Annotated in this window: 22 protein-coding genes and 4 tRNA genes; 11 read left to right on the plus strand and 15 right to left on the minus strand. The window is 51.1% G+C overall.

The features are described from left to right. Positions 1–123 precede the first annotated feature (123 nt). The gene (gene trxA / locus CR46_RS0104345) at positions 124–447 is read right to left on the minus strand and encodes a thioredoxin (RefSeq protein WP_016914369.1); all 324 of its coding nucleotides are present in this window, start codon (positions 445–447) and stop codon (positions 124–126) included. Positions 448–790: 343 nt separating this feature from the next. On the opposite strand from trxA, the gene cysB reads away from it, so the two are divergent. Beyond that, positions 791–1,765, plus strand: a complete 975-nt coding sequence (gene cysB, locus CR46_RS0104350; protein WP_030070285.1) for an HTH-type transcriptional regulator CysB — start codon at positions 791–793, stop codon at positions 1,763–1,765. Positions 1,766–1,868: 103 nt separating this feature from the next. Here cysB and CR46_RS0104355 read toward each other — a convergent pair whose 3' ends face one another. Both CR46_RS0104355 and pabB read right to left on the minus strand, forming a co-directional pair. Next, entirely contained in the window at positions 1,869–2,489 is a 621-nt protein-coding gene (locus CR46_RS0104355; RefSeq protein ID WP_030070286.1) for a phosphoadenosine phosphosulfate reductase domain-containing protein, read from the minus strand. A 115-nt stretch (positions 2,490–2,604) separates the two neighbouring features. Then, entirely contained in the window at positions 2,605–3,963 is a 1,359-nt protein-coding gene (gene pabB, locus CR46_RS0104360) for an aminodeoxychorismate synthase component I (protein ID WP_030070287.1), read from the minus strand. Between the two features lie 252 nt (positions 3,964–4,215). Between pabB and CR46_RS0104365 the strand changes: the two genes are divergently transcribed. The 5 genes from CR46_RS0104365 to prpF all read left to right on the plus strand — a co-directional run bounded on the left by CR46_RS0104365 (position 4,216) and on the right by prpF (position 11,103). Then, complete coding sequence (locus CR46_RS0104365) at positions 4,216–4,959, plus strand: GntR family transcriptional regulator (RefSeq protein ID WP_030070288.1); 744 nt, start codon at positions 4,216–4,218, stop codon at positions 4,957–4,959. 43 nt (positions 4,960–5,002) lie between these two features. Beyond that, positions 5,003–5,899 carry a methylisocitrate lyase gene (prpB, locus tag CR46_RS0104370; protein WP_030070289.1) on the plus strand — a complete coding sequence of 299 codons (897 nt, stop codon included), beginning with the start codon at positions 5,003–5,005 and terminating at the stop codon, positions 5,897–5,899. Between the two features lie 59 nt (positions 5,900–5,958). Continuing rightward, positions 5,959–7,086 (plus strand): bifunctional 2-methylcitrate synthase/citrate synthase, encoded by a 1,128-nt coding sequence (gene prpC, locus CR46_RS0104375; RefSeq protein WP_030070290.1) that lies wholly within the window; start codon positions 5,959–5,961, stop codon positions 7,084–7,086. A 33-nt stretch (positions 7,087–7,119) separates the two neighbouring features. Then, complete coding sequence (gene acnD / locus CR46_RS0104380; RefSeq protein ID WP_030070291.1) at positions 7,120–9,759, plus strand: Fe/S-dependent 2-methylisocitrate dehydratase AcnD; 2,640 nt, start codon at positions 7,120–7,122, stop codon at positions 9,757–9,759. Between the two features lie 165 nt (positions 9,760–9,924). Continuing rightward, positions 9,925–11,103 (plus strand): 2-methylaconitate cis-trans isomerase PrpF, encoded by a 1,179-nt coding sequence (prpF, locus tag CR46_RS0104385; RefSeq protein WP_030070292.1) that lies wholly within the window; start codon positions 9,925–9,927, stop codon positions 11,101–11,103. Between the two features lie 189 nt (positions 11,104–11,292). On the opposite strand, the gene CR46_RS0104390 is transcribed toward prpF, so the two are convergent. Next, complete coding sequence (locus CR46_RS0104390) at positions 11,293–11,577, minus strand: ComEA family DNA-binding protein (RefSeq protein ID WP_030070293.1); 285 nt, start codon at positions 11,575–11,577, stop codon at positions 11,293–11,295. Positions 11,578–11,898: 321 nt separating this feature from the next. Between CR46_RS0104390 and pyrF the strand changes: the two genes are divergently transcribed. Then, entirely contained in the window at positions 11,899–12,597 is a 699-nt protein-coding gene (gene pyrF / locus CR46_RS0104395) for an orotidine-5'-phosphate decarboxylase (RefSeq protein ID WP_030070294.1), read from the plus strand. Between the two features lie 4 nt (positions 12,598–12,601). On the opposite strand, the gene lapB is transcribed toward pyrF, so the two are convergent. From lapB to CR46_RS0104410, 3 genes are all read right to left on the minus strand, one after another. Next, positions 12,602–13,798, minus strand: a complete 1,197-nt coding sequence (lapB, locus tag CR46_RS0104400; RefSeq protein WP_030070295.1) for a lipopolysaccharide assembly protein LapB — start codon at positions 13,796–13,798, stop codon at positions 12,602–12,604. Further along, on the minus strand, positions 13,799–14,104 hold the full coding sequence (locus CR46_RS0104405; RefSeq protein ID WP_030070296.1) for a LapA family protein: 306 nt from the start codon (positions 14,102–14,104) through the stop codon (positions 13,799–13,801). It lies immediately after the preceding gene. 146 nt (positions 14,105–14,250) lie between these two features. Next, the gene (locus CR46_RS0104410; protein WP_030070297.1) at positions 14,251–14,547 is read right to left on the minus strand and encodes an integration host factor subunit beta; all 297 of its coding nucleotides are present in this window, start codon (positions 14,545–14,547) and stop codon (positions 14,251–14,253) included. 205 nt (positions 14,548–14,752) lie between these two features. Between CR46_RS0104410 and CR46_RS0104415 the strand changes: the two genes are divergently transcribed. Further along, positions 14,753–15,046: an FAD assembly factor SdhE gene (locus tag CR46_RS0104415; protein WP_030070298.1), complete on the plus strand. Its 294-nt coding sequence runs from the start codon at positions 14,753–14,755 to the stop codon at positions 15,044–15,046. Continuing rightward, a complete protein-coding gene (locus CR46_RS0104420; RefSeq protein WP_232222334.1) occupies positions 15,006–15,404 on the plus strand; it encodes a hypothetical protein in 399 nt (132 codons plus the stop codon). Before CR46_RS0104415 ends, CR46_RS0104420 begins: the two co-directional genes overlap by 41 nt. On the opposite strand, the gene nadB is transcribed toward CR46_RS0104420, so the two are convergent. The 7 genes from nadB to uvrY all read right to left on the minus strand — a co-directional run bounded on the left by nadB (position 15,381) and on the right by uvrY (position 21,001). Then, positions 15,381–17,033 (minus strand): L-aspartate oxidase, encoded by a 1,653-nt coding sequence (gene nadB, locus CR46_RS0104425; RefSeq protein ID WP_030070300.1) that lies wholly within the window; start codon positions 17,031–17,033, stop codon positions 15,381–15,383. The two genes, CR46_RS0104420 and nadB, sit on opposite strands and share 24 nt — an antisense overlap. A gap of 365 nt (positions 17,034–17,398) precedes the next feature. Further along, positions 17,399–17,485, minus strand: a tRNA-Leu gene (locus CR46_RS0104430). Positions 17,486–17,527: 42 nt separating this feature from the next. Next, positions 17,528–17,601 (minus strand) — tRNA-Cys (locus tag CR46_RS0104435). 87 nt (positions 17,602–17,688) lie between these two features. Further along, positions 17,689–17,763, minus strand: a tRNA-Gly gene (locus CR46_RS0104440). Positions 17,764–17,846: 83 nt separating this feature from the next. Continuing rightward, positions 17,847–18,395 carry a CDP-diacylglycerol--glycerol-3-phosphate 3-phosphatidyltransferase gene (gene pgsA / locus CR46_RS0104445; RefSeq protein ID WP_030070301.1) on the minus strand — a complete coding sequence of 183 codons (549 nt, stop codon included), beginning with the start codon at positions 18,393–18,395 and terminating at the stop codon, positions 17,847–17,849. Positions 18,396–18,490: 95 nt separating this feature from the next. Next, positions 18,491–20,305, minus strand: coding sequence for an excinuclease ABC subunit UvrC (gene uvrC / locus CR46_RS0104450; RefSeq protein WP_030070302.1), 1,815 nt, complete (start codon positions 20,303–20,305; stop codon positions 18,491–18,493). A 45-nt stretch (positions 20,306–20,350) separates the two neighbouring features. Continuing rightward, positions 20,351–21,001, minus strand: a complete 651-nt coding sequence (uvrY, locus tag CR46_RS0104455; protein WP_030070303.1) for a UvrY/SirA/GacA family response regulator transcription factor — start codon at positions 20,999–21,001, stop codon at positions 20,351–20,353. A gap of 194 nt (positions 21,002–21,195) precedes the next feature. On the opposite strand from uvrY, the gene CR46_RS0104460 reads away from it, so the two are divergent. Beyond that, positions 21,196–21,271 (plus strand) — tRNA-Ala (locus CR46_RS0104460). Positions 21,272–21,396: 125 nt separating this feature from the next. On the opposite strand, the gene argF is transcribed toward CR46_RS0104460, so the two are convergent. Then, positions 21,397–22,320, minus strand: a complete 924-nt coding sequence (gene argF / locus CR46_RS0104465) for an ornithine carbamoyltransferase (RefSeq protein ID WP_030070304.1) — start codon at positions 22,318–22,320, stop codon at positions 21,397–21,399. A 220-nt stretch (positions 22,321–22,540) separates the two neighbouring features. Here argF and grxD point away from each other — a divergent pair, with 220 nt between their 5' ends. Continuing rightward, a complete protein-coding gene (grxD, locus tag CR46_RS0104470; protein WP_030070305.1) occupies positions 22,541–22,891 on the plus strand; it encodes a Grx4 family monothiol glutaredoxin in 351 nt (116 codons plus the stop codon). Positions 22,892–22,999: the final 108 nt, after the last annotated feature.

The following is a 22,999-nucleotide window of genomic DNA, read 5'->3' on the forward strand; positions in this document are numbered from 1 at the left end:
TGGGCTGTGTTTATGATAGGGATACGAGAATTGATAGGGATATAAGAATTGATAGGGATATAAGAATTGATAGGGATACAAAAGGGTTACCGCTGGCTGTGCCAGCGGTAACCTTAGCGCGGGTTAGGCGTTTTGATCGATAAACTGGGTTAGCTGAGATTTAGATTGGGCGCCTACTAGCGAAGCTACTTTCGTGCCGGACTTAAATAGCATCACGGTAGGAACGCCGCGCACGCCTTGTTCTGCTGCAATTTCAGGCGCATCGTCAACGTTCACGCTAACCACTTTTAAGTTATCACCACGTTCTGCAGCAACTTCATCAACCACAGGTGCCATTACTTTACAGGGACCGCACCAGGGGGCCCAAAACTTCAGCAGGACTGGCTGTTCGGCGTTGAGGACTTCTTGCTCAAAATTGGCGTTGGTGACATCAACATTGTTAGCCATGTGTTTCTCCTGTTTGCGTTGCTCTTACTGTTTCGTTGCCTCAAATGGAGCAACGGTCATTACGCGTTTTACTAGCGCACTTTCACCGCGCCAAGTTGGCAGATGTTAGCGGGCGCGGAGAGTGCTGGCAAATTTCCTATGCCGTTTTGACAACAATGATTAAAAATTAAGGGGTGTTCGTAACGTCTATTTTTTATACTATAAGTGAATTATAAGAAGATTTTTTATTCAAAATTGTATGCATGAGGCGTGTTATCCAAAATACTTTTTGGGTGAGGCAAATCGACAGTAGCGTGAGGATGCGCGTCAATGTGCTTCCTGCATAGATAATAAGGTGAGGGATATGAAGCTACAGCAACTTCGCTATATCTGGGAAGTCAATCGACATAATCTGAATGTGTCAGCCACCGCGCAGAGTTTGTTTACCTCGCAGCCTGGAATTTCTAAGCAAATACGCTTGTTAGAAGATGAGCTAGGCGTCGAGATTTTTGCACGCAGTGGAAAGCACCTTACTCGTGTCACCCCTGCGGGGCTTTCAATCATCGAGTTGGCCGGGCAGGTGTTAAAGCTGACCGAGAATATCAAACAAGTTGCCCAAGAACACAGTGACGAGCGGCGGGGCAGTTTGTCGATTGCTACCACCCATACCCAGGCACGTTATGCGCTGCCCCCCATCATCAGTGAATTCACGCTTAAGTATCCTGATGTGGCGTTACATATGCAGCAGGGTACGCCGAAGCAAATTGCCCAAATGGTCAGTGAAGGCCAAGCCGATTTTGCTATTGCTACAGAATCACTAGAGCTATTTACTGATCTGATACTGCTGCCTTGCTATCGTTGGAATCGCTGTGTACTGGTGCCCAAAAATCATCCACTTGCATCAATTGATAAGCCGCTGACGCTCCAAGCGTTGGCTGAACACCCGCTGGTAACCTATGTGTTTGGGTTTACCGGTCGTTCGCAGTTAGATGATGCGTTTAAAGCACAGGGGTTAACGCCTAATGTGGTATTAACCGCCGCCGATGCTGACGTGATTAAAACCTATGTGCGCCTGGGGATGGGCGTTGGCATTGTCGCCCACATGGCAGTTGACCCAGTGCTAGATGAAGACTTGGTAGCGCTGGATGCAAGTCATCTGTTTGCTAGCTCAACGACTAAAATTGGAATCCGTCGTGGCACTTTCATGCGCGGCTATATGTACGACTTCCTAACCCGCTTTGCGCCTCACCTTACCCGTGATTTAGTCGATGAAGCGCTGCTAGCAGGCCCACGTTTTGAACATGAGCTGTTTAAAGAGATCGATCTTCCTGAGCACTAAGAATACCAAAAGCACCAACAAGAGCATTAGATGATGAGATGGATAGCACGCCAGCTGCAAGAAGCTTGCGCGCTATTCACCATTTACCACCTACCTTTCATTTTCAGTGTTGTAAATGCAAGCCGCATTCGCGCTTATCTTCCACTTTGGTGGGGTCGAAGTAGTCAAAGTTGTTAGGCAGGCCGTGAGCTTCAAGGTAGTAGTACATTTCTTTTGCTGTCCATTGTAATAGCGGGGCGATTTTTAAAAGGCCATCGCTATTACGGCTGGCAGGCTGCATTTTGGCCCGTTCTGGGGTGTCTTCTGCTCGGAGTGCAGTAAACCAGACGTCAGGTCGCATTTCTCTCAGCGCTCGCTCAAACGGCTCAATTTTTACTTCTTGGGTAAAAGCCGCGTGGCGTGGATCGTCAATACTTGGCATTGGCCCTTCAAGTGCTTCTCGGTGAGCACGGGTTCTCTTGGGAATAAAGCTCACCATGTTTAAATTGAGGCGCTGAATGAGTGCATCGGCAAACTGATAGGTGGCCGCTGTGTTGTAACCGCTATCCATCCATACGATCGGTATATCTGGGCGTACCTGAGTCACCATATGCAGAATTACCGCTTCAAACGGACGAAAGTTGGTGGTGCAAATAGGGCGTTTGCCTTGGTTAAACGCCCATTCAATAAGGTCTTGGGGGTTATTGGCAAAATCACGGTTAATGCCATCAAGCGCTGAAGACATGCTGCCTCCTGTCATAAGGTCAAGTATGACACTAGGCTATCAAAGAGAGGGTGCTTAGCCCCAATACCGTTTGGTTTGGCTTTTATATTTCTTTTTGATTTAAAAAATTTGCTGGTTATTCCAATGCGCTAATGAGATGACGAATCTTATCCAGTGTTTCGATGTACTCTTCTTCTGCTTTTGAGTCGGCGACCAGGCCCCCGCCGCCCCAAACATGCAGCGTACCTGCATCAGCTACCATGGTTCGTATTGCAATCGATGTATCCATACTGCCCCGGATATCTATGTAGCCTAGGCTTCCGCAATAGACACTGCGCTGGCAGGGTTCAAGCTCGTCGATAATTTGCATGGCGCGTATTTTAGGTGCGCCAGTAATAGAGCCACCGGGGAAAGCAGCAGTGAGCAGTGAGAGCGGCGAGCGATGCTTGGCAAGCTGCCCTTGGACCACGCTAACCAAGTGATGCACGTTAGGATAGCTCTCTAGCTGACATAGCTGTGGCACACGAATAGACCCTGGTGCACATACCCGGCCTAAATCATTGCGCAGTAAGTCAACAATCATGACATTTTCCGCACGGTCTTTGGTGCTGTTCAATAACTGCTCGGCAAGCGTCTGGTCTTCTTCCGGTGTTTGCCCCCTTGGTCGTGTGCCTTTGATCGGGCGCGTTTCCACCACGCCTTCTCTGCACTGAAGAAAGCGTTCGGGAGAAAGCGACAGCACAGCTTGGTTTTTCCATGCCATAAAGCCTGAGAAAGGCGTTGGCGTTGCCTTACGCAGGCGCAGGTAGGCCTGCCATTCATCGCCTTGATAGCGCGCTGTAAAGCGCTGGGCAAGGTTGATTTGATAACAATCCCCTGCACGAATATAGCGTTGAACAGCATTAAAGCGTTCGGTGTAATCCGCTTGGCTAAGTTCGGCCTGAAATGGCTGGGTGAGTATGAAATCTTCACCGGTAGTTGAAGGAGGACATGCCAACCACTCTAGCACCTGCTGCTGACGAGTAGCGCAAGCAACGAGCCAGGCGGTTTGGGTTTGGTGATCAATGGTAATGCACCAGTCGTAAAGCCCTAGGCGTGCCAACGGTAGTTGGGTAACGCTTGGATGACGGCTGGGAATTGCAAGATGGTTGCGACCCAGGTCATAGCTCCAGTAACCCATTAGGCCGCCTAAAAATGGCAGATCGCAGCTCATATCAGTGCGCGGCAGTTGTTCAAGCATCCATTGCTGCTGTGCCGCCATATCACCTGTCAGCACTTCAGGAAGTCGCATGTGGGCTGAATGAAACTCGGTCTTGCCGTTAGGCAACACTTCTAGCGTGGCTAGTGGGTCGCTGCTAATAATGTCATAGCGTCCGCTTGCTTTAGGACGGCCGCTATCAAGTAGTACCGCCCCAGGGCGTTGTCGCAGACAAGAAAAAGTCTCCAAGGGGTTAGGAGAGTAGGGCAGGGCTTTAATGGTCAACGCCGATGTCATGAAGCAATCGCCTGGCCAGTGAAAGGCAGTGCATTTTAGAGGTCGTTAATCGATGACACCAGCAGAACACGCCGACGCATTTCTCACGATGGGTAAAATTTGATTAACGAAGCAGGGGTGATTGTTGACATTAAGGTGGTTGTGAAATGCTGGGTTACACGAAAGATGAATAAAATCGAGCATTTTGACTAGTTGACGGCACAAATAGGGCAGGCTAAAGTTCTCCTACCCCATAATTGTCGACAATTAGCCATGACCTCACTGACTACGCTTTCTCGATCAACCGCTGATACGCCCAATGATCAGGTCTCGCCAGAAGTTCGAACGCTGGCTGAGCGGGTATTTCATCAGTTGCAAGACGCTATTGTACGTGGAGAACTGGCGCCAGGCAGCAAAATTACTGAGCCGGGGCTTTCTAAAACATATGGTATTTCTCGCGGCCCACTGCGGGAAGCTATGCGGCGTTTAGAAGCACATCGTCTTATTGAACGTGTTCCCCACGTCGGCGCTCGCGTTGTCAAACTCTCTATGAAAGAGCTGCTTGAGCTTTTCGATGTGCGTGAAGCATTGGAGAGCATGGCTGCACGTTTGGCGGCGGAACATATGTCTGCCGACGAGATCAAGGGGCTGCGAGAAGTGCTTGCGCTCCATGAGGGACAGGCAGATCTCAAGCGTGGTGAAGCCTACTACCAGCGTGAAGGCGATCTCGATTTTCACTACCGCATTGTTCAAGGCAGCCACAATAAAATGCTGATGAACCTGCTGTGTGATGATCTTTACTATTTAGTACGTCTTTACCGCACCCAGTTTAGTGCTAGTGGTTCACGCCCTCAGCGCGCTTTTGTAGAGCACCATCGCATCGTCGATGCGATTGAGGCCGGGGATGCCGAACTCGCTGAGCTGCTGATGCGTCGTCACGTCAGTGCTTCTCGCGCAAACGTCGCCGACCGCTATGCCGCTATTCTTGAACAACAAACAACGTCATCAGCGGATTAGTTCGATACGCCTATCCGCCAGGCTTTTCAAAGGAGCAACGTCAATGTCCACTTCATCTATTCTCACGCCAGGTGCTCGCTTTCGTGCTGCGCTAGAAGCGAACCGCCCTCTACCAATTTTAGGCACGATTAACGCATACACTGCGATGATGGCCGAGCGGGTAGGGCATCAAGCGATATATCTGTCTGGTGGTGGCGTGGCTAACGCGTCTTTTGGCTTGCCGGACTTGGGTATGACCAGTATGAACGACGTGGTGGAAGATGCGCATCGTATCTGCGGTGCCACTGATGTTCCTTTGCTGGTAGATATTGATACAGGCTGGGGCGGCGCGTTTAATATTTCGCGTACCGTTAAAGAGATGCAGCGCGCAGGCGTTGCTGCCGTTCACCTTGAAGACCAAGTGGCTCAAAAGCGCTGCGGACATCGCCCGAATAAGGCCATTGTGTCCCAGCAGGAGATGGTCGACCGTATTAAAGCCGCAGCGGATGCCAAGTTAGATCCTGATTTTTATCTGATTGCGCGTACCGATGCATTCCAGAAAGAGGGCCTAGACGCGGCCATCGAACGTGCTAATGCCTGCGTGGAAGCAGGTGCTGATGCGATCTTTGCTGAGGCGGTGCACACGTTAGATGACTATCGCGCATTCTGCACGCGCGTAAACGCCCCGATTCTGGCTAACATTACTGAATTTGGTGCGACGCCGCTGTTCTCTCAGCAGGAGTTAGGTGAGGTGGGCTGCCGTATGGTGCTCTATCCGCTTTCTGCCTTCCGTGCAATGAACGCCGCCGCCCTGAAGGTGTATCAAAGCATTCTGGATAACGGTCATCAAAAAGAGGTCGTGGACATTATGCAGACCCGCGATGAGCTGTACGACTTTTTGAATTATCACGATTTCGAGCAAAAGCTGGACGCGCTATTCGTTGAGCAAAAAGACGCTTAATGACTGCTTACCCATTTAGATAATTAAAACCTATAAAAAGAGCTAACAGGAGACACATCATGGCTGACAAACCGCAAAACAGCGCAGGACTTCGTGGGCAAAGCGCCGGGAGCACTGCCCTGTGTACCGTAGGTAAAACGGGTTCTGGTCTAACCTACCGTGGTTTTGATATTAAAGAGCTGGCTGAGAAGGCCAAGTTTGAAGAAGTTGCTTACTTGTTGCTGAAGGGCAAACTGCCCAACCAAGCTGAGCTTGATAGCTATATTGCTAAGCTGAAAGGGCTGCGTGGCTTACCTGATGCATTGAAAACTGTGCTGGAGCAAATTCCGAAAGATGCGCATCCAATGGATGTGATGCGTACTGGTACCTCCATGCTAGGTAACCTAGAAACAGAGGAGAGCTTTGACCAGCAGCAAGATGTATCTGATCGTTTGCTGGCAGTGCTCCCCTCGATTATTTGCTACTGGTACCGTTTCAGCCACGACGGCGTTCGTATTGATACTGAAACCGACGATGCCTCGGTAGGCGGCCACTTCCTGCATATGCTGCGTGGCGAGCCTGCTTCTGAGTTGCATGCGCGCGTCATGAACGTATCGCTGATTCTGTACGCCGAGCATGAGTTCAATGCGTCAACGTTTACGGCGCGCGTTTGTGCCTCGACGCTTTCCGATATGCACTCCTGTGTTACCGGCGCGATTGGTTCGCTGCGTGGTCCGCTGCACGGCGGTGCTAACGAAGCAGCCATGGCGATGATTGAGAATTGGACGTCGCCAGAAGAAGCTGAGCGTGAAATGCTCGGTATGCTTGAGCGCAAAGAGAAAATCATGGGCTTTGGTCATGCGATTTACCGCGAGTCCGACCCGCGTAATGAAATTATCAAAGAGTGGTCGAAGAAGCTTTCTGAAGACGTGGGCGACAGCGTGCTTTACCCCGTGTCTGTGCGCTGTGAAGAAGTCATGTGGCGCGAAAAGAAGCTGTTCTGTAACGCGGACTTTTTCCATGCCAGTGCTTACCACTTCATGGATATTCCGACCAAGCTGTTTACGCCGATCTTCGTCATGTCCCGCCTGACAGGGTGGGCAGCCCACGTGTTTGAGCAGCGTGCCAATAACCGCATTATTCGCCCCAGCGCCGACTACACTGGCCCTGAGAAGAGCGAGTGGGTGCCCATCGAAGCGCGTGACTAAGCCTTAACGGGCCGTGATTAAGTGAGAGGCATTATGAACACGAATTATCGCAAGCCGCTGCCAGGCGTAACGGCAGAAGGTGCGCCGGTAGATTTCTTCGATGCGCAGCAAGCCGTTGAGGATATCCAGCCTGGCGCCTACGCGACGCTACCCTATACGTCCAGGGTGTTGGCCGAGCAGTTGGTTCGTCGCTGCGACCCAGCGTTGCTAACCGATGCCCTAAAGCAGCTCATTGAACGTAAACAAGACTTGGACTTCCCCTGGTACCCGGCGCGGGTGGTATGTCACGACATTCTTGGGCAAACCGCGTTGGTAGACCTTGCAGGCCTACGCGATGCGATTGCTGAAAAGGGTGGTGACCCAGCGAAAGTAAACCCTGTGGTGCCCACGCAGCTGATCGTTGACCACTCATTGGCCGTTGAGCACGCAGGGTTTGAGAAAGACGCGTTCGAAAAAAACCGCCAGGTAGAAGATCGCCGTAATGATGACCGCTTCCATTTTATTAATTGGACCAAAGTGGCTTTTGAGAACGTCGATGTTATTCCTCCGGGTAACGGCATTATGCACCAGATTAATCTGGAAAAAATGTCACCGGTGGTGCAGTGCCGCCCTGATGAACAAGGCGTGCATATTGCTTACCCGGATACCTGTGTAGGTACCGATAGCCACACGCCAATGGTCGATGCGCTGGGCGTCATTTCCGTCGGCGTTGGCGGTCTTGAAGCTGAAAGTGTGATGCTGGGTCGCGCGTCGATGATGCGCCTGCCGGATATCGTCGGTGTAGAACTCTCCGGCAAGCTGCAGCCGGGCATCACCAGCACCGATATGGTGCTGGCGATTACCGAGTTTCTACGCAAAGAGCGCGTGGTGGGTGCCTACCTGGAGTTTTACGGAGAAGGCGCTGACGCGTTAACCGTTGGTGACCGGGCGACCATTTCCAACATGACGCCAGAGTACGGTGCTACGGCGGCGATGTTCTACATCGACAACCAAACCATTGACTACCTCAAACTCACAGGTCGTGAAGATGAGCAGGTGGCCTTGGTGGAAGCCTATGCCAAGCACACAGGGCTGTGGGCCGATAGTTTAAAAACTGCTGAGTATGAGCGGATACTGCGCTTTGATCTTTCCAGCGTTACCCGCACCTTGGCAGGGCCTTCCAACCCCCATGCGCATTTGCCCACTTCGGAGCTTGCCCAGCGCGGTATAGCGATTGACCTGGATAAAGCGCGGGCCGACGAGCAAGCGGGCAGAATGCCGGATGGCGCGGTCATTATCGCCGCTATTACCAGCTGCACCAATACCTCTAACCCGCGTAACATGGTGGCAGCAGGCTTAATTGCCCGTAATGCTAACCGCTTAGGGTTAACCCGCAAGCCGTGGGTAAAGTCGTCGCTGGCGCCGGGTTCGAAAACCGTCAAGATGTACTTAGAAGACGCTGGCTTGATGGATGAGCTGGAAGGACTTGGCTTTGGTGTCGTGGCATACGCCTGTACTACCTGTAACGGTATGTCCGGTGCGTTAGATCCGGTGATCCAGAAAGAAATTATTGATCGTGACCTATATGCCACGGCAGTACTTTCCGGTAACCGTAACTTCGATGGGCGCATTCACCCCTATGCGAAGCAGGCATTTTTGGCATCGCCGCCCTTAGTGGTTGCTTACGCAATTGCGGGTACGATTCGCTTTGATATCGAGAAAGACGTACTGGGCACCGACCAAGACGGTAACCCAGTAACGCTGAAAGATATCTGGCCCGACGATAGCGAAATCGATGCGATTGTGAAGGCTTCCGTGAAGCCGGAACAGTTCCGTCAAACCTATATCCCAATGTTTGACCTCGACAAGAGCGCACGCACCCAGGTGAGCCCGCTTTACGAATGGCGGCCCCAGAGCACCTATATTCGTCGCCCGCCCTATTGGGAAGGCAACATGGCTGCCGAGCGTGGCTTGAAAGGCATGCGTCCGCTGGCGATCTTGCCGGACAATATCACCACTGACCATCTGTCGCCCTCTAACGCGATCATGATGGACAGTGCGGCTGGCGAGTATCTGCACAAGATGGGCTTGCCTGAGGAGGACTTTAACTCCTACGCGACCCATCGCGGCGACCATTTGACGGCTCAGCGGGCGACCTTGGCCAACCCCAAGCTGTTTAATGAAATGGTGCACGACGAGCAGGGTAAAGTGTTGCAGGGGTCGCTGGCACGGGTTGAGCCAGAAGGCACTGTGACGCGGATGTGGGAAGCCATTGAAACGTATATGGCACGTAAACAGCCGCTGATCATTATTGCTGGTGCGGATTATGGTCAGGGTTCCTCGCGTGACTGGGCGGCGAAAGGTGTTGCGCTAGCGGGTGTTGAGGCGATTGTAGCTGAAGGGTTTGAGCGTATTCACCGCACCAACTTAATTGGTATGGGTGTGATGCCGCTGCAGTTTGAAGAAGGCACCACACGGAAAACCCTAGCGCTGGACGGTACGGAAGTCTTCGACGTAGAAGGTGTTCCTCAGCCTCGCGCAGAGCTGACGTTGGTTATTCATCGTCAAAGTGGTACCACTGAACGTGTGCCAGTGATCTGCCGCATTGATACTGCTGAAGAGGTCACGATCTACTCTGCCGGTGGGGTATTGCAGCGTTTCGCCCAGGATTTTCTTGAATCCACCACGGCGTAGCCAAGCAGGCGTGTAACGTGTAGCGCCAAGGCGATTAATGAAAGAGCCCGTCGCTAAGCGTCGGGCTCTTTTTTCGGCATGCGGTTAGTGAACATGGTCATTGGAAAACGACATTGAGCATGGTCATTAGGCATCGTCATCGAAAATGGTTAGGGAGCGTTGTTTATGTCTCATGTTGCGCAAATTAGTATTCCCGCCACTTATATGCGAGGCGGCACCAGTAAAGGGGTGTTTTTTACCCTAAACGACTTGCCCGAGGCAGCGAGAGTGCCAGGAGAGGCGCGGGATAAGCTGCTCCTGAGGGTGATTGGAAGCCCCGACCCCTATGAAAAACAGATTGATGGGATGGGTGGGGCGACATCCAGCACGAGTAAAACGGTTATTCTTTCCAAGAGCGAGTCCGTGGATCACGATGTGGATTATCTATTTGGGCAAGTGTCTATTGATAAGCCGTTTGTAGATTGGAGCGGTAACTGTGGCAACTTGTCAGCAGCTGTCGGCCCCTATGCAATTGCTAATGGGTTAATTGATCCCGCCAAGGTGCCGGAAAATGGTGTGGCTGAAGTGCGTATTTGGCAGGTCAATATTGGTAAAACCATTGTGTCTCAAGTGCCTATTGTGAATGGTCAGGTGCAAGAGACCGGCGATTTTGAGCTGGATGGCGTGACCTTTCCTGCTGCAGAAATCCCCGTGGCTTTTATGGACCCTGCTGACGGTGAGGGGGCCATTTTCCCCACTGGCAACTTGGTAGATGAGTTGGAAGTGCCTGGGGTTGGCGTTTTAAAAGCGACGCTGATTAATGCAGGTATTCCCACCGTGTTTGTTAACGCCCAGGACATCGGCTATACCGGCTGTGAGTTACAAGAAGCGATTAACAGCGATGCCAAGGCGCTTGCTATGTTCGAGACTATTCGTGCCCACGGCGCGGTGCGTATGGGATTGATTAAGCACGTTGATGAAGCGGCCAGCCGACAGCATACGCCGAAGGTGGCTTTTGTTGCCCCACCGGCTAGCTATACCGCCTCCAGTGGTAAAGCGGTGAGTGCAGAAAATATCGATTTGGTGGTGAGAGCGCTTTCAATGGGTAAGCTGCATCATGCGATGATGGGCACTGCAGCGGTGGCGATTGGTGCAGCTGCCGCTATTCAAGGCACGCTGGTGAACTTAGCCGCAGGCGGAGATGAGCGGGAAGCGGTTACCTTTGGCCATCCTTCTGGCTCCTTGCGAGTCGGGGCCAAGGCAAGCCTAACGGACGGGCGTTGGCAGATAGATCAAGCGGTGATGAGCCGTAGCGCACGGGTATTGATGGAAGGAGCGGTACGAATACCAGGCGATAGTTTTTAATATCGCTTTTAAGCAGTGCTTAAGCACTAGTAATGTGTTGGCATGATGTAGTGGTTAAGAAATAGCAGTTAAGAGATAGCAGTTAAGAGATAGTGGCTATGCAGCCTTGATGATAAAAGCCGCTTGGGTCTCCCAAGCGGCTTCAACCATTGCTTATAATAGCTATTACGTTAATTACTCGTACGTTAATTACTCGGTAACTGTCACTTGATCACGCATGCGGTCAACGGTGGCAGGGCCAATACCGCTAACCCGGGTGAGGTCATCTGCATCTGCAAACGCTCCATTGTTCTCGCGTTCTTCTATAATGGCTGCCGCACGGCTCGGGCCAATACCAGGTAGTTCAGCCAGCAGCTCCGCATCTGCCGTGTTCACATTAATGGGCGTTATATCCTGTGCTAAAGCAAGGCTTGATATGCCTAAGCTTAAGCTCAAAAATAGAGCAGCGAATAGTCCTTTGAGAGTTATTGGCATTATTAGTATCCTCTTGTTTTCCCTGGAGTCGCCTTACCATAGGTAATTATGTTAGGCAGTGAAATGTTGCGGTGGTTTGCATACGCAAAACATTCCCTGTTGCTTCTATTCCCTATCCCATCTATTCCCTATCCCATCTATTCCCTGTTACTTCTAGTTCTCTTTGCCTTGACTAAATTAATACGTTTATAGGATGAGTGCTGTAAGACATTAACGATGATTTTTGTAAGATTTTTGCTATCTGATAATGGTCAATCGCCTACACAGCAAGGTGAAATTGGCTGTTATAATGTTGGGAAATGAAAAATGGAGTTAAACGCAGTGTCTACTGATTCCCCTTTGATTATTGCTTTGGATTACTGCTCTCTTGACGCGGCTTTGTGCATGGCAGATCAGCTTGATCCTAAGCGCTGCCGGGTGAAGGTCGGTAAAGAGCTGTTTACGCGTAGTGGCCCTGCGGTGTTAGAAGCCTTGCATGGCCGTGGTTTTGAAATTTTCCTAGACTTAAAATTTCATGATATTCCGAATACCGTAGCAGGTGCGGTACAGGCAGCGGCAGAGCAAGGTGTCTGGATGGTTAACGTGCATGCGTCCGGTGGCCGTAAAATGATGGAGGCGGCCGCTAAGCGCTTAGATGACCATGGCTTAAACACGCATCTTATTGCCGTTACTGTGCTTACCAGTATGCAAGCTGAGGATTTAAGTGAGACGGGCATCGATGATACGCCAGAAGAGCATGTCTTACGTTTAGCATCCTTAACGCAGCAGAGCGGATTAGGTGGGGTAGTGTGTTCAGCTCAAGAGGCGGCGCAAATTAAGTCGCTTTGTGGTAACGATTTCTTGAAAGTAACGCCAGGTATTCGGCCTAGCTTTGCTGCGGCTAATGATCAACAGCGAATTATGACACCCAGTGATGCAATGCGCGTTGGCAGTACTCACTTAGTGATTGGACGGCCAGTCACTCAAGCAGAAGAACCTATGGTGGCGCTTGCAGCTATAGAAGCTGAGCTGGAGGGCTGATTCATTACTCGCCATCGACACCTGTAATAGGTTTAATGGTGCCCCAGCGTCGGCAGCTCGGGCACTGCCAAGCCAAGTTATCGCTTGCAAAGCCACATCGGCGGCAACGATGGCGAGGCTTGCCCTCTAAAAGAGCGTCGGTATGGTGCTTTAAAAGCAATAAGCGGGTGTCTGGCGGTGTTTTTCCACTTAGACGTTGGCTTTCATGATAAAGGTCGATTAAGTAATCGAGCCCTCCTAGACTGGGTGCCTCCCTTAACCATTCGCCCGTTCGTTCAATAGCGCTATCTACGCCATCTCGTTGATGAACGAGTTCTCCTAAAGCGATAATGATGCTGGTGTACGGTGCTTGCCACAGCAGCCGATAAAGATGCGTTTCAAAGCCCTGAATGTCGTTATTACGCTCATAGGCATGCTGAAGGGCGGGTAGCATGGTGGGAATGTGAGCAATATCCTGTTGGGGAATATGGCTCAGTCGTTCAATGGCACGCGTGTAATGCCCATTATCCATCTCTAGCTCGGCAAGCAGTAATGTTGCGCGGACGCATCGCTCATCGAGTTGTAGTGCTTTTTTTAAGTGTTTGCGGGCGAGCGCTCTACTTGCTTGTTGTATCTCTTCCTGAGCGAGCTCACATAGCCAGTGAGCAGCCGGGCGACGCATGCCAGGTTGTTGCTTTATCAATGATTGCGCCACGTCGAAGGCTTCTTGCCACTCTTTTTCGCGCTCAAGTAAATCAATCAATAATCGTTTGGCTTCCTGACGATAGAGGTCACTGAGTGATTTGTCGAGAAGCGCTCTCAGCAGTCGCTGGGCACGGTCATGAACGCCTAACGCCATAAAATCGCGCGCTAGTTCAAGCTGCACATGTTCGTTCGTTATAGTGGAAAGGGCAGGGCGAGCCAGAAGGTTTTGATGAATCCTTACGGCTTTGTCGGCTTCACCACGTGCACGAAACAGCTTGCCTAGCGCGATATGGGTTTCTACCGTGTCGCTGTTGACATCTAGTGCGTTGATGAACGTGTTGATCGCTTCGTCGGGCTGCTCGTTAAGCAGATAGTTAAGCCCGACGAAGTACTCTTTCGATAAGCCTATCGTGCGCGAGGAAGGGGGGCGCAAGCGGCGGGATGTATAACGAACACCCAGGCCAAAACCGATGGCGATGGCTGCCAATAGAACGCTTAGCAGCACGACATCGAACATTTATGCCAGTTCCTTAAGCTCCTGGGTACGCAAGCGATCCAGCTCTTTTTGCTGCTGCTTATTATGGCGCTCGCTTCGAGCTAATTGCGCTTTAAGCCGTATATAAACGCCTAGCATGGCGAGCATGCCTAAAATGACGCCAAGAGCTAACGTAGCCAGTAACCAAACCGAGAGGGACACAGGCGGTAGTTCTGCCCAGATCAGGTTTAAGGCGATAGTTTGTTGGTTGTTGACGGCAAATAAAATACCTACCAGCAGAACAACCAGCAATATGATGGCCAGAATCAGCCCTTTGATCCAACGCATGAGAGTTTCCTAGTCAGTGACATTCATAATGGCTCTATTGTGTATTAGTCGTGGCGTGGCGTCATCCCGCATAAAGTAGGATAGCCCGATCATATCAACACTCTTGCTATTGACGACGCCAACGTTGCATAACCTTGGTAAGCTTACTAATAGCCTAGTGCTCGGCTAGCATCTACCTGCTCACGAAGCTCCTTGCCAGGTTTAAAGTGCGGCACGTACTTACCATCCAAGTCGACTGGGTCTCCCGTTTTTGGGTTGCGCCCAGTACGCGGCTCTCGGTAGTGTAATGAAAAGCTGCCGAACCCTCGGATTTCAACACGCCCTCCACTTGCAAGCGCATCGGTCATGTCGTCTAAAATAATACGCACCGCCGTTTCCACTTCTTTGGCGGATAGCTCCGGTTGACGCATCGCAATTTGTTCGATTAATTCAGATTTGGTCATCGGTTGGCTCCCTGCGAACTTTAAAGGCCGTGACGCACGTGCGACCTCGATAACAGCAAGGTCAGCATACTGCGCATGGCAGCATAAAACAATTCAGATAAAACAAGGTACTAGAATGAATATCAGCATAGGCGAAGCAAGGCGCTGGCGCGACCCCGTGGCTTAGGTATACTGACAACTCATTTTGTAACTGGAGAGGCTGACGTTGAACGACGATACTTCCCCTGCAGCCATACTGCGCAAGCGCCTTTATTGGCATTCCCGTCGTGGCATGTGGGAGCTAGATTTATTGCTGATTCCTTTTCTCGAGCACCGTTTTGATGGGCTGAGTGAGGACGAACAGCTAGCCTATCAGCGTTTAATTGAAGAAGAGGATCAAGACCTCTTTGGATGGCTGATGCGTCGTGAGTGGCCCGAGGAGCCATCGTTAAAGCGCATCGTGAAGATGATTGTGGACCATGCAGAAACTACCGATAACTCTGCTTATCGCACGCTCTAAAATACAGAGCGCTTTCCACGCTTTGCTGGCTGTTGGGTTATGTGCAATGGCGGCATGGCTGATAGGCTTATGGGTCGCGATACTATCGGCTTTAGTCGCCTTGCTGTTGCTAAGCCGAGAGTATCGCTATCAACCTACGGGCGAGCTGAGGGTTGTAAAAAGCGACTATCAACTTAGTGCTCAGTGGTTGTCAGAAGAAGGTGAGCTTGAAAACGAACAACCGGTTAATGCGGACTACGTAGGACCTTGGTTAATCGGACTTCGAGTTGGGCCACAGAGACTTTGGCTATGGCCTGATAGCTTGCCAGCCCATAGCCAACGAGCGCTGAGGCGCTTATGCCATCGTCCTGGGCGATAGTTGCTTAAGTGACGACTCGGATGCCATGGTGTCTTGTTGGTGTTTAGGCCAGTCAATTGAGTAATGCAACCCACGTGATTCATGCCTTTGAAGCGCTGCTAATACCGTTAACTGCGCTAGCCAGAGCGCTTGTTGCAAGCGCACACTTTCCGGATGTCTGCGCTTTTCATCTATATCGTCAAGCTGCATTTCAAGGTCGCTTAGCTTATCGTAAGCGATACTTAAACCGTGATTGCTACGAACAATTGAAACATATTGGCTCATAATGGCGCGCATCTCGCTGCGTAAAGCAGTGAGTGCTGGCATTGGAATTGCGATCTCTTGCTGGTCTGGCAACTGCTCTGATCGTTGTGATGCATCAGTGTGATCGCCTGGCAAATTTTTGCACTGAGTTTTCTGTGGCTGTGTTTTCTGTATCTGTGTTTTCTGTGACTGTGCTAGCAAGTGCTTTGCACAGCTTCTTGCGTACACCAGGCATTCTAGTAATGAATTACTGGCCATACGATTGGCGCCATGCAGTCCCGTATAAGCAATTTCACCAACAGCATAGAGATTGGTGACGTGAGTTGCGCCGTGATGATCGGTAGCAACACCACCACAGCTGTAATGAGCAGCAGGGACGACTGGAATGGGCTGGCAGGTAATATCAATTCCCCGAGAGGCGCAATGAGCCAAAATGGTAGGAAAGTGATGACGGATAGCCGTTTCTCCAAGGTGGCTGATGTCTAGCCAGACATGCCCTTGGTGACTTTGTTGAATTTGTGAATCGATAGCTCGGGCAACCACGTCTCTAGGGGCTAGCTCGGCGCGAGAATCGATATCGGGCATAAACCGATGCCCAGCTTCATTTAGCAAACGCCCACCCTCTCCTCGAACGGCTTCGCTAATCAAAAAAGCAGGCCCTTCTGGATCAAACAGGCAAGTAGGATGAAACTGCTGAAACTCAAGATTCATTAGTTTCGCGCCCAACTCAGCCGCCATTACCATACCTTCTCCACTACTTGGCGAGGGGGTAGTGGTATGGCGATAAAGGCCGCTTGCACCACCGGTTGCCAGAGCAACGTGCTTAGCAAACAGCATCTGTTGGTGCTGCTGTCGATCGACGCCTTCCGCGCCAATGCAGCGTCCTTCGGTATCGCTAATCAAATGCAAGATGGTCAAGTCACTGCGCTGAATAATGTTGGGATGTGCAGCTACTTTTTCGTATAACGTATCGACTACCGCGCGACCAGTCGCGTCATCCGCATGAATAATGCGGCGTGCGTTATGGCCTCCCTCGCGGGTTAAATGGAAGGGGTAGCGAGCGCTGGGGTCTGGGTCTGGAGTAAAGGGTACGCCGTTGTTGATTAGCCACTGAATGGCGTCTGGGCCATGAGTGACAGTAAAGCGGACTGCATCTTCATCGCACAGGCCATCGCCAGCAATGAGTGTATCTCGTATATGTGCCTCTAGGTCGTCATCCGGTGAGAGAACGGCGGCTATTCCCCCTTGCGCCCAGCGGCTGGCTCCTTGGTCGTCCAGGGCGGGTCTCACTAACGTCACCGAGAGATGATCGGCAACTTCAAGTGCTAGGGTTAGGCCGGCGACGCCGCCGCCGATAATAAGTACGTCGGATGTTGGCGTGCTCATGGGACCCGATCCTCTTTTCACATTCATAACGCGGTAGGTGCTAAACGCTAAACGCCTTTTACGCGATAGATAACAGAAGTGGCATCATAGCGTGACTGCTTTCGCTTGGCGATGAGTGGGCGCGAAAAATTGCTTTCAGTGCATATAGATAGAGGCGAAAGACTGGCATGCAATAGATAGGGGGATGGGCTTATGAGGCAGAGCTACCAGCCTGGCTAACAGATGCTAAAAAGTGACCAATAGAAGCTACTGGATACGTTCTTTATAGGCTAAGACAACTGATAGTTTGCTATCGCCTAATAGGCTGACCAAACGTGCGATGAATAAATAAACTGGAAACAAGTAGGAAGGGGTGTTGCAGTATATGGTGCCCGGAGCCGGACTTGAACCGGCACGGAGTTACCTCCGAGAGATTTTAAGTCTCTTGCGTCTACCAATTTCGCCATCCGGGCAGTGTATCGATGAAAGATTGCTATTCGTCGTCACACTTAAAATGGAGGCTGGAGTCGGAATCGAACCGGCGTACACGGAGTTGCAGTCCGCTGCATAACCACTCTGCCATCCAGCCTTACAAGTCATTGGAGCGGAAAAGTAGATTTGATCGGACTGGCGTTCCAGCTCACGACCCTCTCTTGCTTTACCACATTATCCAAGTTGGAGCGGGAAAGGAGATTCGAACTCCCGACCCTCGCCTTGGCAAGGCGATGCTCTACCACTGAGCTATTCCCGCTTGACTCGAGGGCGAATTATACGCATTGCTGCGCACTTGTCAATTAATGAATTTATCTGAAGCCTCTGTTATGCAACAAGTCATTACATAGAGCGACTCAAGTGTGGCCAGGCTGCTTTGAGGTATTGGGCCATTGACCAAAGCGTAAGAATGGCGGCGGCGTAGAGAACAACAACGCCAATGAGTGCAAGCTCATGCCCTGGTGGGAAGGCCAATAGTATGAGGAGAGCAACCATCTGTAGCGTTGTTTTAAGCTTGCCGATCCAAGAAACCGCGACCATTCCGCGCTTGCCCATTTCCGCCATCCACTCGCGAAGTGCTGAAATGACGATTTCACGACCAATAATGACCAGCGCGGGTAGAGTTAATACCAGAGTGTCAAAGCGCTCGATAAGCAGCGCTAAGGCAACCGCGACCATTAACTTATCAGCCACGGGATCGAGAAACGCGCCAAATGGCGTGGATTGATTCCAGCGGCGGGCTAGGTAGCCATCCAGCCAGTCAGTTACGGAGGCTAGCGCAAATAGGCCTGCAGCCACAGGCATGCTCCAGCTAAAAGGTAAGTAAAAAAGTACTACCAGTAGTGGAATGAAGGCGATTCTTGCCAGAGTCAGTATGTTAGGTATATTCATCGCAGGGCGCGATCCTTGCCGGAGAATCATAGAAGACGAAGTAGTGGAGAACATTCTATCCCCCTTAGTGCCTAGCATCCACGTTAACAACAGGTTTATCCGTTGAGAGATTGGTAAATAGTCTCGGCAAGCGAGGCATTAATGCCGGGTACACGTGCTAGTTCATCGCGACTGGCCTTTTGAACGCCCTGTAAGCCACCGAAGAAGCGTAGCAGTTCGCGCCGTCTTTTAGGGCCGATGCCGGGTATATCCTGAAGTGTTGAGGTGCGTCGTGCCTTGTCACGTTGGGCCCGATGGCCGGCAATAGCAAAGCGGTGTGACTCGTCACGAATATGCTGAATCAGGTGCAGTGCCGGCGAAGCTGGGTCAAGGGGGAGTGGGTTGTCGGTGGTTTCCAGAAAGAGCGTTTCAAGGCCTGCTTTACGAGTAGTGCCTTTGGCAACGCCGAGCAAAATGACATTGGTAACCGCTAGGTCGGTTAGTACGCCGCGGGCCATGTTGAGCTGACCTTTGCCCCCATCAACGATTAAAATGTCAGGTGCCACGGCTTCGCCACTTTTCACACGTTTGAGTCGACGTGTTAAGGCTTGCTGCATGGCTGCATAGTCATCGCCTGCGGCAACGCCCTCTATGCGGAAATGACGGTAATCGCTCTTGCGTGGACCCTGATGGTCAAACACTACACAGGAAGCCACGGTTGCTTCCCCATGGCTGTGGCTGATGTCAAAGCACTCTAGGCGCTCGGGTATTTTGTCTAGTGAGAGAGCTTTCTGAAGGGCTTCAAATCGCTGAGTAAGTTGGGTTTTATTAGCCAGCTGCGAAGAAAGCTGTTGCTCAGCATTAGTCATTGCTAGGTGCTGCCACTGAGCGCGATGGCCCCTAACTTGGCTGGTAACGCGAACGCGTTTTCCTGCTTGCTGAGAAAGGGCTTCAGCAATCAGTGTGCTGTCTTCAAGTGGATGACTGGTAATAACTTCACTTGGTACGTTATGAGGCTGTCCGAAGTAGTACTGGCTAACGACCTCTGTCAACAGCATGTCAGGCGGCAAATCTAGGTCGTTTTTGGGCGTATGATGGCGAGCGCCCAGTAAACGTCCATCGCGTACGCTAAGGATTGATATGCCAAGCGCGCCAGGACGTTGGGCAAGTGCAAAAACGTCGGCATCGCCATGTTCATTATCGACAAACTGCCGTTGCTGCAGCTGGCGCAGCTGCTGTATCTGATCACGTAACCTTGCTGCTTCTTCAAAATTTAAGGCACGGCTGGCTGTTTCCATCTCCTCGCTAAGTAGTTGGGTGACATGTTCGCTTTTGCCTTCAAGGCACATAACGGCATGCTCTACATCGCGTCGGTAATCCGCTTCCGAAATGTAGTCGACACAAGGCGCGCTACAGCGCTGAATTTGGTATTGCAGGCAAGGGCGAGAGCGGTGGGCAAATACGCTGTCTTCGCAGTTGCGGATGCGGAAGATTTTCTGCATGAGCGCTAGGCTTTCTTTCACTGCCCCACTACTTGGATAGGGCCCTAAATAGCGTCCATCTCCCTTGCGCTGCCGTGCTCGCTTGTATTCAAGTGCGGGGTAGGCGTGCCGATCAGTAACAAAGATGAAAGGGTATGACTTATCGTCTCTTAACAGGATGTTATACGGTGGGCGTAGTTCCTTTATGAGCGTCTGCTCTAGAAGCAATGCTTCGGTTTCGCTGCGAGTAACAGTGATTTGGATATCAGCAATGCGTGCCACCATTGCCTGAGTTTTGGCGTTAAGCTGGCCGCGAAAATAGCTAGCAAGGCGCGCTTTTAGGCGCTTAGCTTTACCAACGTATAAGGTGTTGGTGTGCTCATCCAGCATTCTATAAACACCTGGGGAGGTGCTAACAGAACTTAAAAACTGCTTAGCATCAAAAGTCATAGCTGGCATCGGCGCTTCTAATCAACAGAAGTTGCGATGGTAGGACTATCCCATGATGGCGTCAAAGCCCTCGACTAAACCATAGCGCAGTGCCAAGTGGGTAAGCTCTACATCAGTGGCTACCTGTAGTTTGTCAAATAGCCGATAGCGGTAAGTGTTAACCGTTTTGGGGCTAAGGTGCAAACGGTCAGAAATATCCTGAACGCGCTGACAATTTACAATCATAAGGGCAATTTGTAGCTCTCGGTGCGACAAGTGCTGAAAGGGGTTGTCCTCATCAGTAAAATGGGAAAGCGCCAGTCGCTGAGCGATCTCTTTACTAACATAGCGCCTTCCGTGAAAGACTTGACGAATAGCATCGGTCATTTCAGTTGCGTCAGCGCCTTTGCTAAGGAAGCCGATTGCTCCTGCTTCTAGCATAAGTCGTAATGCGCTATCTTCCATATGCGCGGTTAAGATCAGTACCCTAACGTCTTCCATTGTTCTATGAATACGTCGAGTTGCTTCAAGGCCTCCGATGCCAGGCATGCGAATATCCATCACAACAATGTCAGGTTTTAAGCGACGGCATTCAGTGACTGCGCTTTCACCATCGTCAACTTCGCCTACGATCTTGATATCGCACTCTTCGTTAAGCAGGTGAGCAATACTGGTTCTCACCAGGTGATGATCATCGGCGATTAAAACTTTGATCAAGGTGCTGGCTCCTGCATAAAATCATCGTAGTGGTGGGCGAAAGCCACGGTTGCAAGGTATAGAGTGCCACAGCTCTTATCAAAGGAGAATTTAGTTGATCGTTGTTCATCATTAGCTTGACGTTAAGCGATCTGTCAGCGTACTATTTTTCGCCGTTATAAGAAGCGATTTGAAAACGTCGCTTAAAAGTATGTGGGGCCTTAGCTCAGCTGGGAGAGCGCAACACTGGCAGTGTTGAGGTCAGCGGTTCGATCCCGCTAGGCTCCACCAATTTGTTATTGTTAATAATATTGTTGGCATTACTGACATTGTTGATAGAATCCAAAAAAGCGCCCATGGTAATGGGCGCTTTTTTTTAACTATTTATTCGTCAAATGAACGTTTGGGTTTTCTGGCTATTCGTCAGTAATTTTACCGAGCAGTAAAAACTCAATCAGGGCTTTTTGAGCGTGCAGACGGTTGCCTGCTTCTTGCCATACGACAGCGCGCGGGTCATCTAGCAGAGTGGTGCTAATCTCTTCACCGCGGTGAGCAGGTAAGCAGTGTAGGAAAAGCACGTCAGGTTGTGCGCTGTCGAGCATCGCTTCGGTGACTTGGAATCCGGCAAAATCGGTTTCACGCTTAGCCTGTTCTTCTTCCTGCCCCATGGATGCCCACACATCTGTAGTAATCAAGTCGGCCCCTTTGACGGCTTCTTGTGGGTCGTGCAGCAGTGTGATGCAGTCGCTGGCCGCTTCCATGATGTCAGCGCGAGGTTCATACCCTTTCGGGCAGCAAATGCGCAGATGGAAGCCAAATTGGCGAGCAGCATTAATCCAAGAGTGGCACATGTTATTGCCATCCCCCACCCAAACCGCCGTGCGCCCTTTTACACTGCCGCGTAGTTCGGTCCAGGTCATCACATCCGCCAATAGTTGGCAGGGGTGATAGTCGTCACTCAAGGCATTAATGACAGGCACGCTGCTGGCGCTTGCGTAAGCCTCTAGTCCCGCGTGGGAGAAGGTGCGGATCATTACCGCATCGACCATTTCAGACAGCACTCGGGCAGTATCTTCGATAGGCTCGCCGCGCCCTAACTGTGTGTCGCGGGGGGAGAGAAAGAGCGCATGGCCGCCGAACTGTGCCATGCCGGTTTCAAACGATACGCGGGTGCGGGTGGATGATTTTTCAAAAATCATCGCCAGCGTGCGGTTAGGCAGCGGTGTGTACACCGGGCCGTTAGCCTTTAGCTCGGTTTTGATCTTAATCGCACGCTGAATCAGGTACGCCAGCTCATCTGGGGTTAAATCCAGCAAGGTTAAGAAATGGCGTGTCGCCATGATGGTATCTCTCCGCGCAAAAACACTATCCTAGCGATGCTAGGGGGGATGCGCAACGCGCCTGGCATGCGTAGAATGAGTCGCTATATGTAAGGCCGAGTAGTTTGCTCAAGTATTAACTTGCACAGCAATAAAAGGTAATCTTCGGCTAAAGGGTTAAAGCCAGTTAACGAATTGCGTAAACTGGCGCCATAACATTCCTTGTTTCTAGGAGCACATCATGAGCACGACTGCCGAAAATATTCAGCGCCAAATTAGCGAAAACCCTATCCTCATCTACATGAAGGGCACGCCACAACTACCGCAGTGCGGTTTTTCCGCGCAAACAGTACAGGCGCTGATGAGCTGCGGCGAACGTTTTGCCTTTGTTAACGTGTTGGATAATCCAGACGTTCGCGCTGAACTGCCGAAAATTGCTAACTGGCCAACCTTTCCGCAACTATGGGTCGAAGGCGAGCTGGTAGGCGGTTGCGACATCGTAGTCGAGATGCATCAAAGCGGTGAACTTGAGAAGCTGATTAAAGAAGCTGCCCAACGCGTTGGCGCTGCTGAGAGCGGCGACAACGCTTAACGATTAGTGCCCCATGTCGCTCAGTCGTTAGAGCTGCTAGTCTATGAGACTGTTGGTTTACCAGTCTATAAGCTGGGCGGTTGGCGGGCTGCAGCGCAGCCGCTAGAA

This window comes from Vreelandella neptunia (assembly GCF_000712975.1).
Lineage (GTDB): Bacteria > Pseudomonadota > Gammaproteobacteria > Pseudomonadales > Halomonadaceae > Vreelandella > Vreelandella qaidamensis.

Excerpts from the sequence above, each read along its gene's own strand:
- trxA (WP_016914369.1), bottom strand. The coding sequence starts at position 447 with ATGGCTAACAATGTTGATGTCACCAACGCCAATTTTGAGCAAGAAGTC.
- cysB (WP_030070285.1), top strand. The coding sequence starts at position 791 with ATGAAGCTACAGCAACTTCGCTATATCTGGGAAGTCAATCGACATAAT.
- CR46_RS0104355 (WP_030070286.1), bottom strand. The coding sequence starts at position 2,489 with ATGTCTTCAGCGCTTGATGGCATTAACCGTGATTTTGCCAATAACCCC.
- pabB (WP_030070287.1), bottom strand. The coding sequence starts at position 3,963 with ATGACATCGGCGTTGACCATTAAAGCCCTGCCCTACTCTCCTAACCCC.
- CR46_RS0104365 (WP_030070288.1), top strand. The coding sequence starts at position 4,216 with ATGACCTCACTGACTACGCTTTCTCGATCAACCGCTGATACGCCCAAT.
- prpB (WP_030070289.1), top strand. The coding sequence starts at position 5,003 with ATGTCCACTTCATCTATTCTCACGCCAGGTGCTCGCTTTCGTGCTGCG.
- prpC (WP_030070290.1), top strand. The coding sequence starts at position 5,959 with ATGGCTGACAAACCGCAAAACAGCGCAGGACTTCGTGGGCAAAGCGCC.
- acnD (WP_030070291.1), top strand. The coding sequence starts at position 7,120 with ATGAACACGAATTATCGCAAGCCGCTGCCAGGCGTAACGGCAGAAGGT.
- prpF (WP_030070292.1), top strand. The coding sequence starts at position 9,925 with ATGTCTCATGTTGCGCAAATTAGTATTCCCGCCACTTATATGCGAGGC.
- CR46_RS0104390 (WP_030070293.1), bottom strand. The coding sequence starts at position 11,577 with ATGCCAATAACTCTCAAAGGACTATTCGCTGCTCTATTTTTGAGCTTA.
- lapB (WP_030070295.1), bottom strand. The coding sequence starts at position 13,798 with ATGTTCGATGTCGTGCTGCTAAGCGTTCTATTGGCAGCCATCGCCATC.
- CR46_RS0104405 (WP_030070296.1), bottom strand. The coding sequence starts at position 14,104 with ATGCGTTGGATCAAAGGGCTGATTCTGGCCATCATATTGCTGGTTGTT.
- CR46_RS0104410 (WP_030070297.1), bottom strand. The coding sequence starts at position 14,547 with ATGACCAAATCTGAATTAATCGAACAAATTGCGATGCGTCAACCGGAG.
- CR46_RS0104420 (WP_232222334.1), top strand. The coding sequence starts at position 15,006 with ATGCAGAAACTACCGATAACTCTGCTTATCGCACGCTCTAAAATACAG.
- nadB (WP_030070300.1), bottom strand. The coding sequence starts at position 17,033 with ATGAGCACGCCAACATCCGACGTACTTATTATCGGCGGCGGCGTCGCC.
- pgsA (WP_030070301.1), bottom strand. The coding sequence starts at position 18,395 with ATGAATATACCTAACATACTGACTCTGGCAAGAATCGCCTTCATTCCA.
- uvrC (WP_030070302.1), bottom strand. The coding sequence starts at position 20,305 with ATGACTTTTGATGCTAAGCAGTTTTTAAGTTCTGTTAGCACCTCCCCA.
- argF (WP_030070304.1), bottom strand. The coding sequence starts at position 22,320 with ATGGCGACACGCCATTTCTTAACCTTGCTGGATTTAACCCCAGATGAG.
- grxD (WP_030070305.1), top strand. The coding sequence starts at position 22,541 with ATGAGCACGACTGCCGAAAATATTCAGCGCCAAATTAGCGAAAACCCT.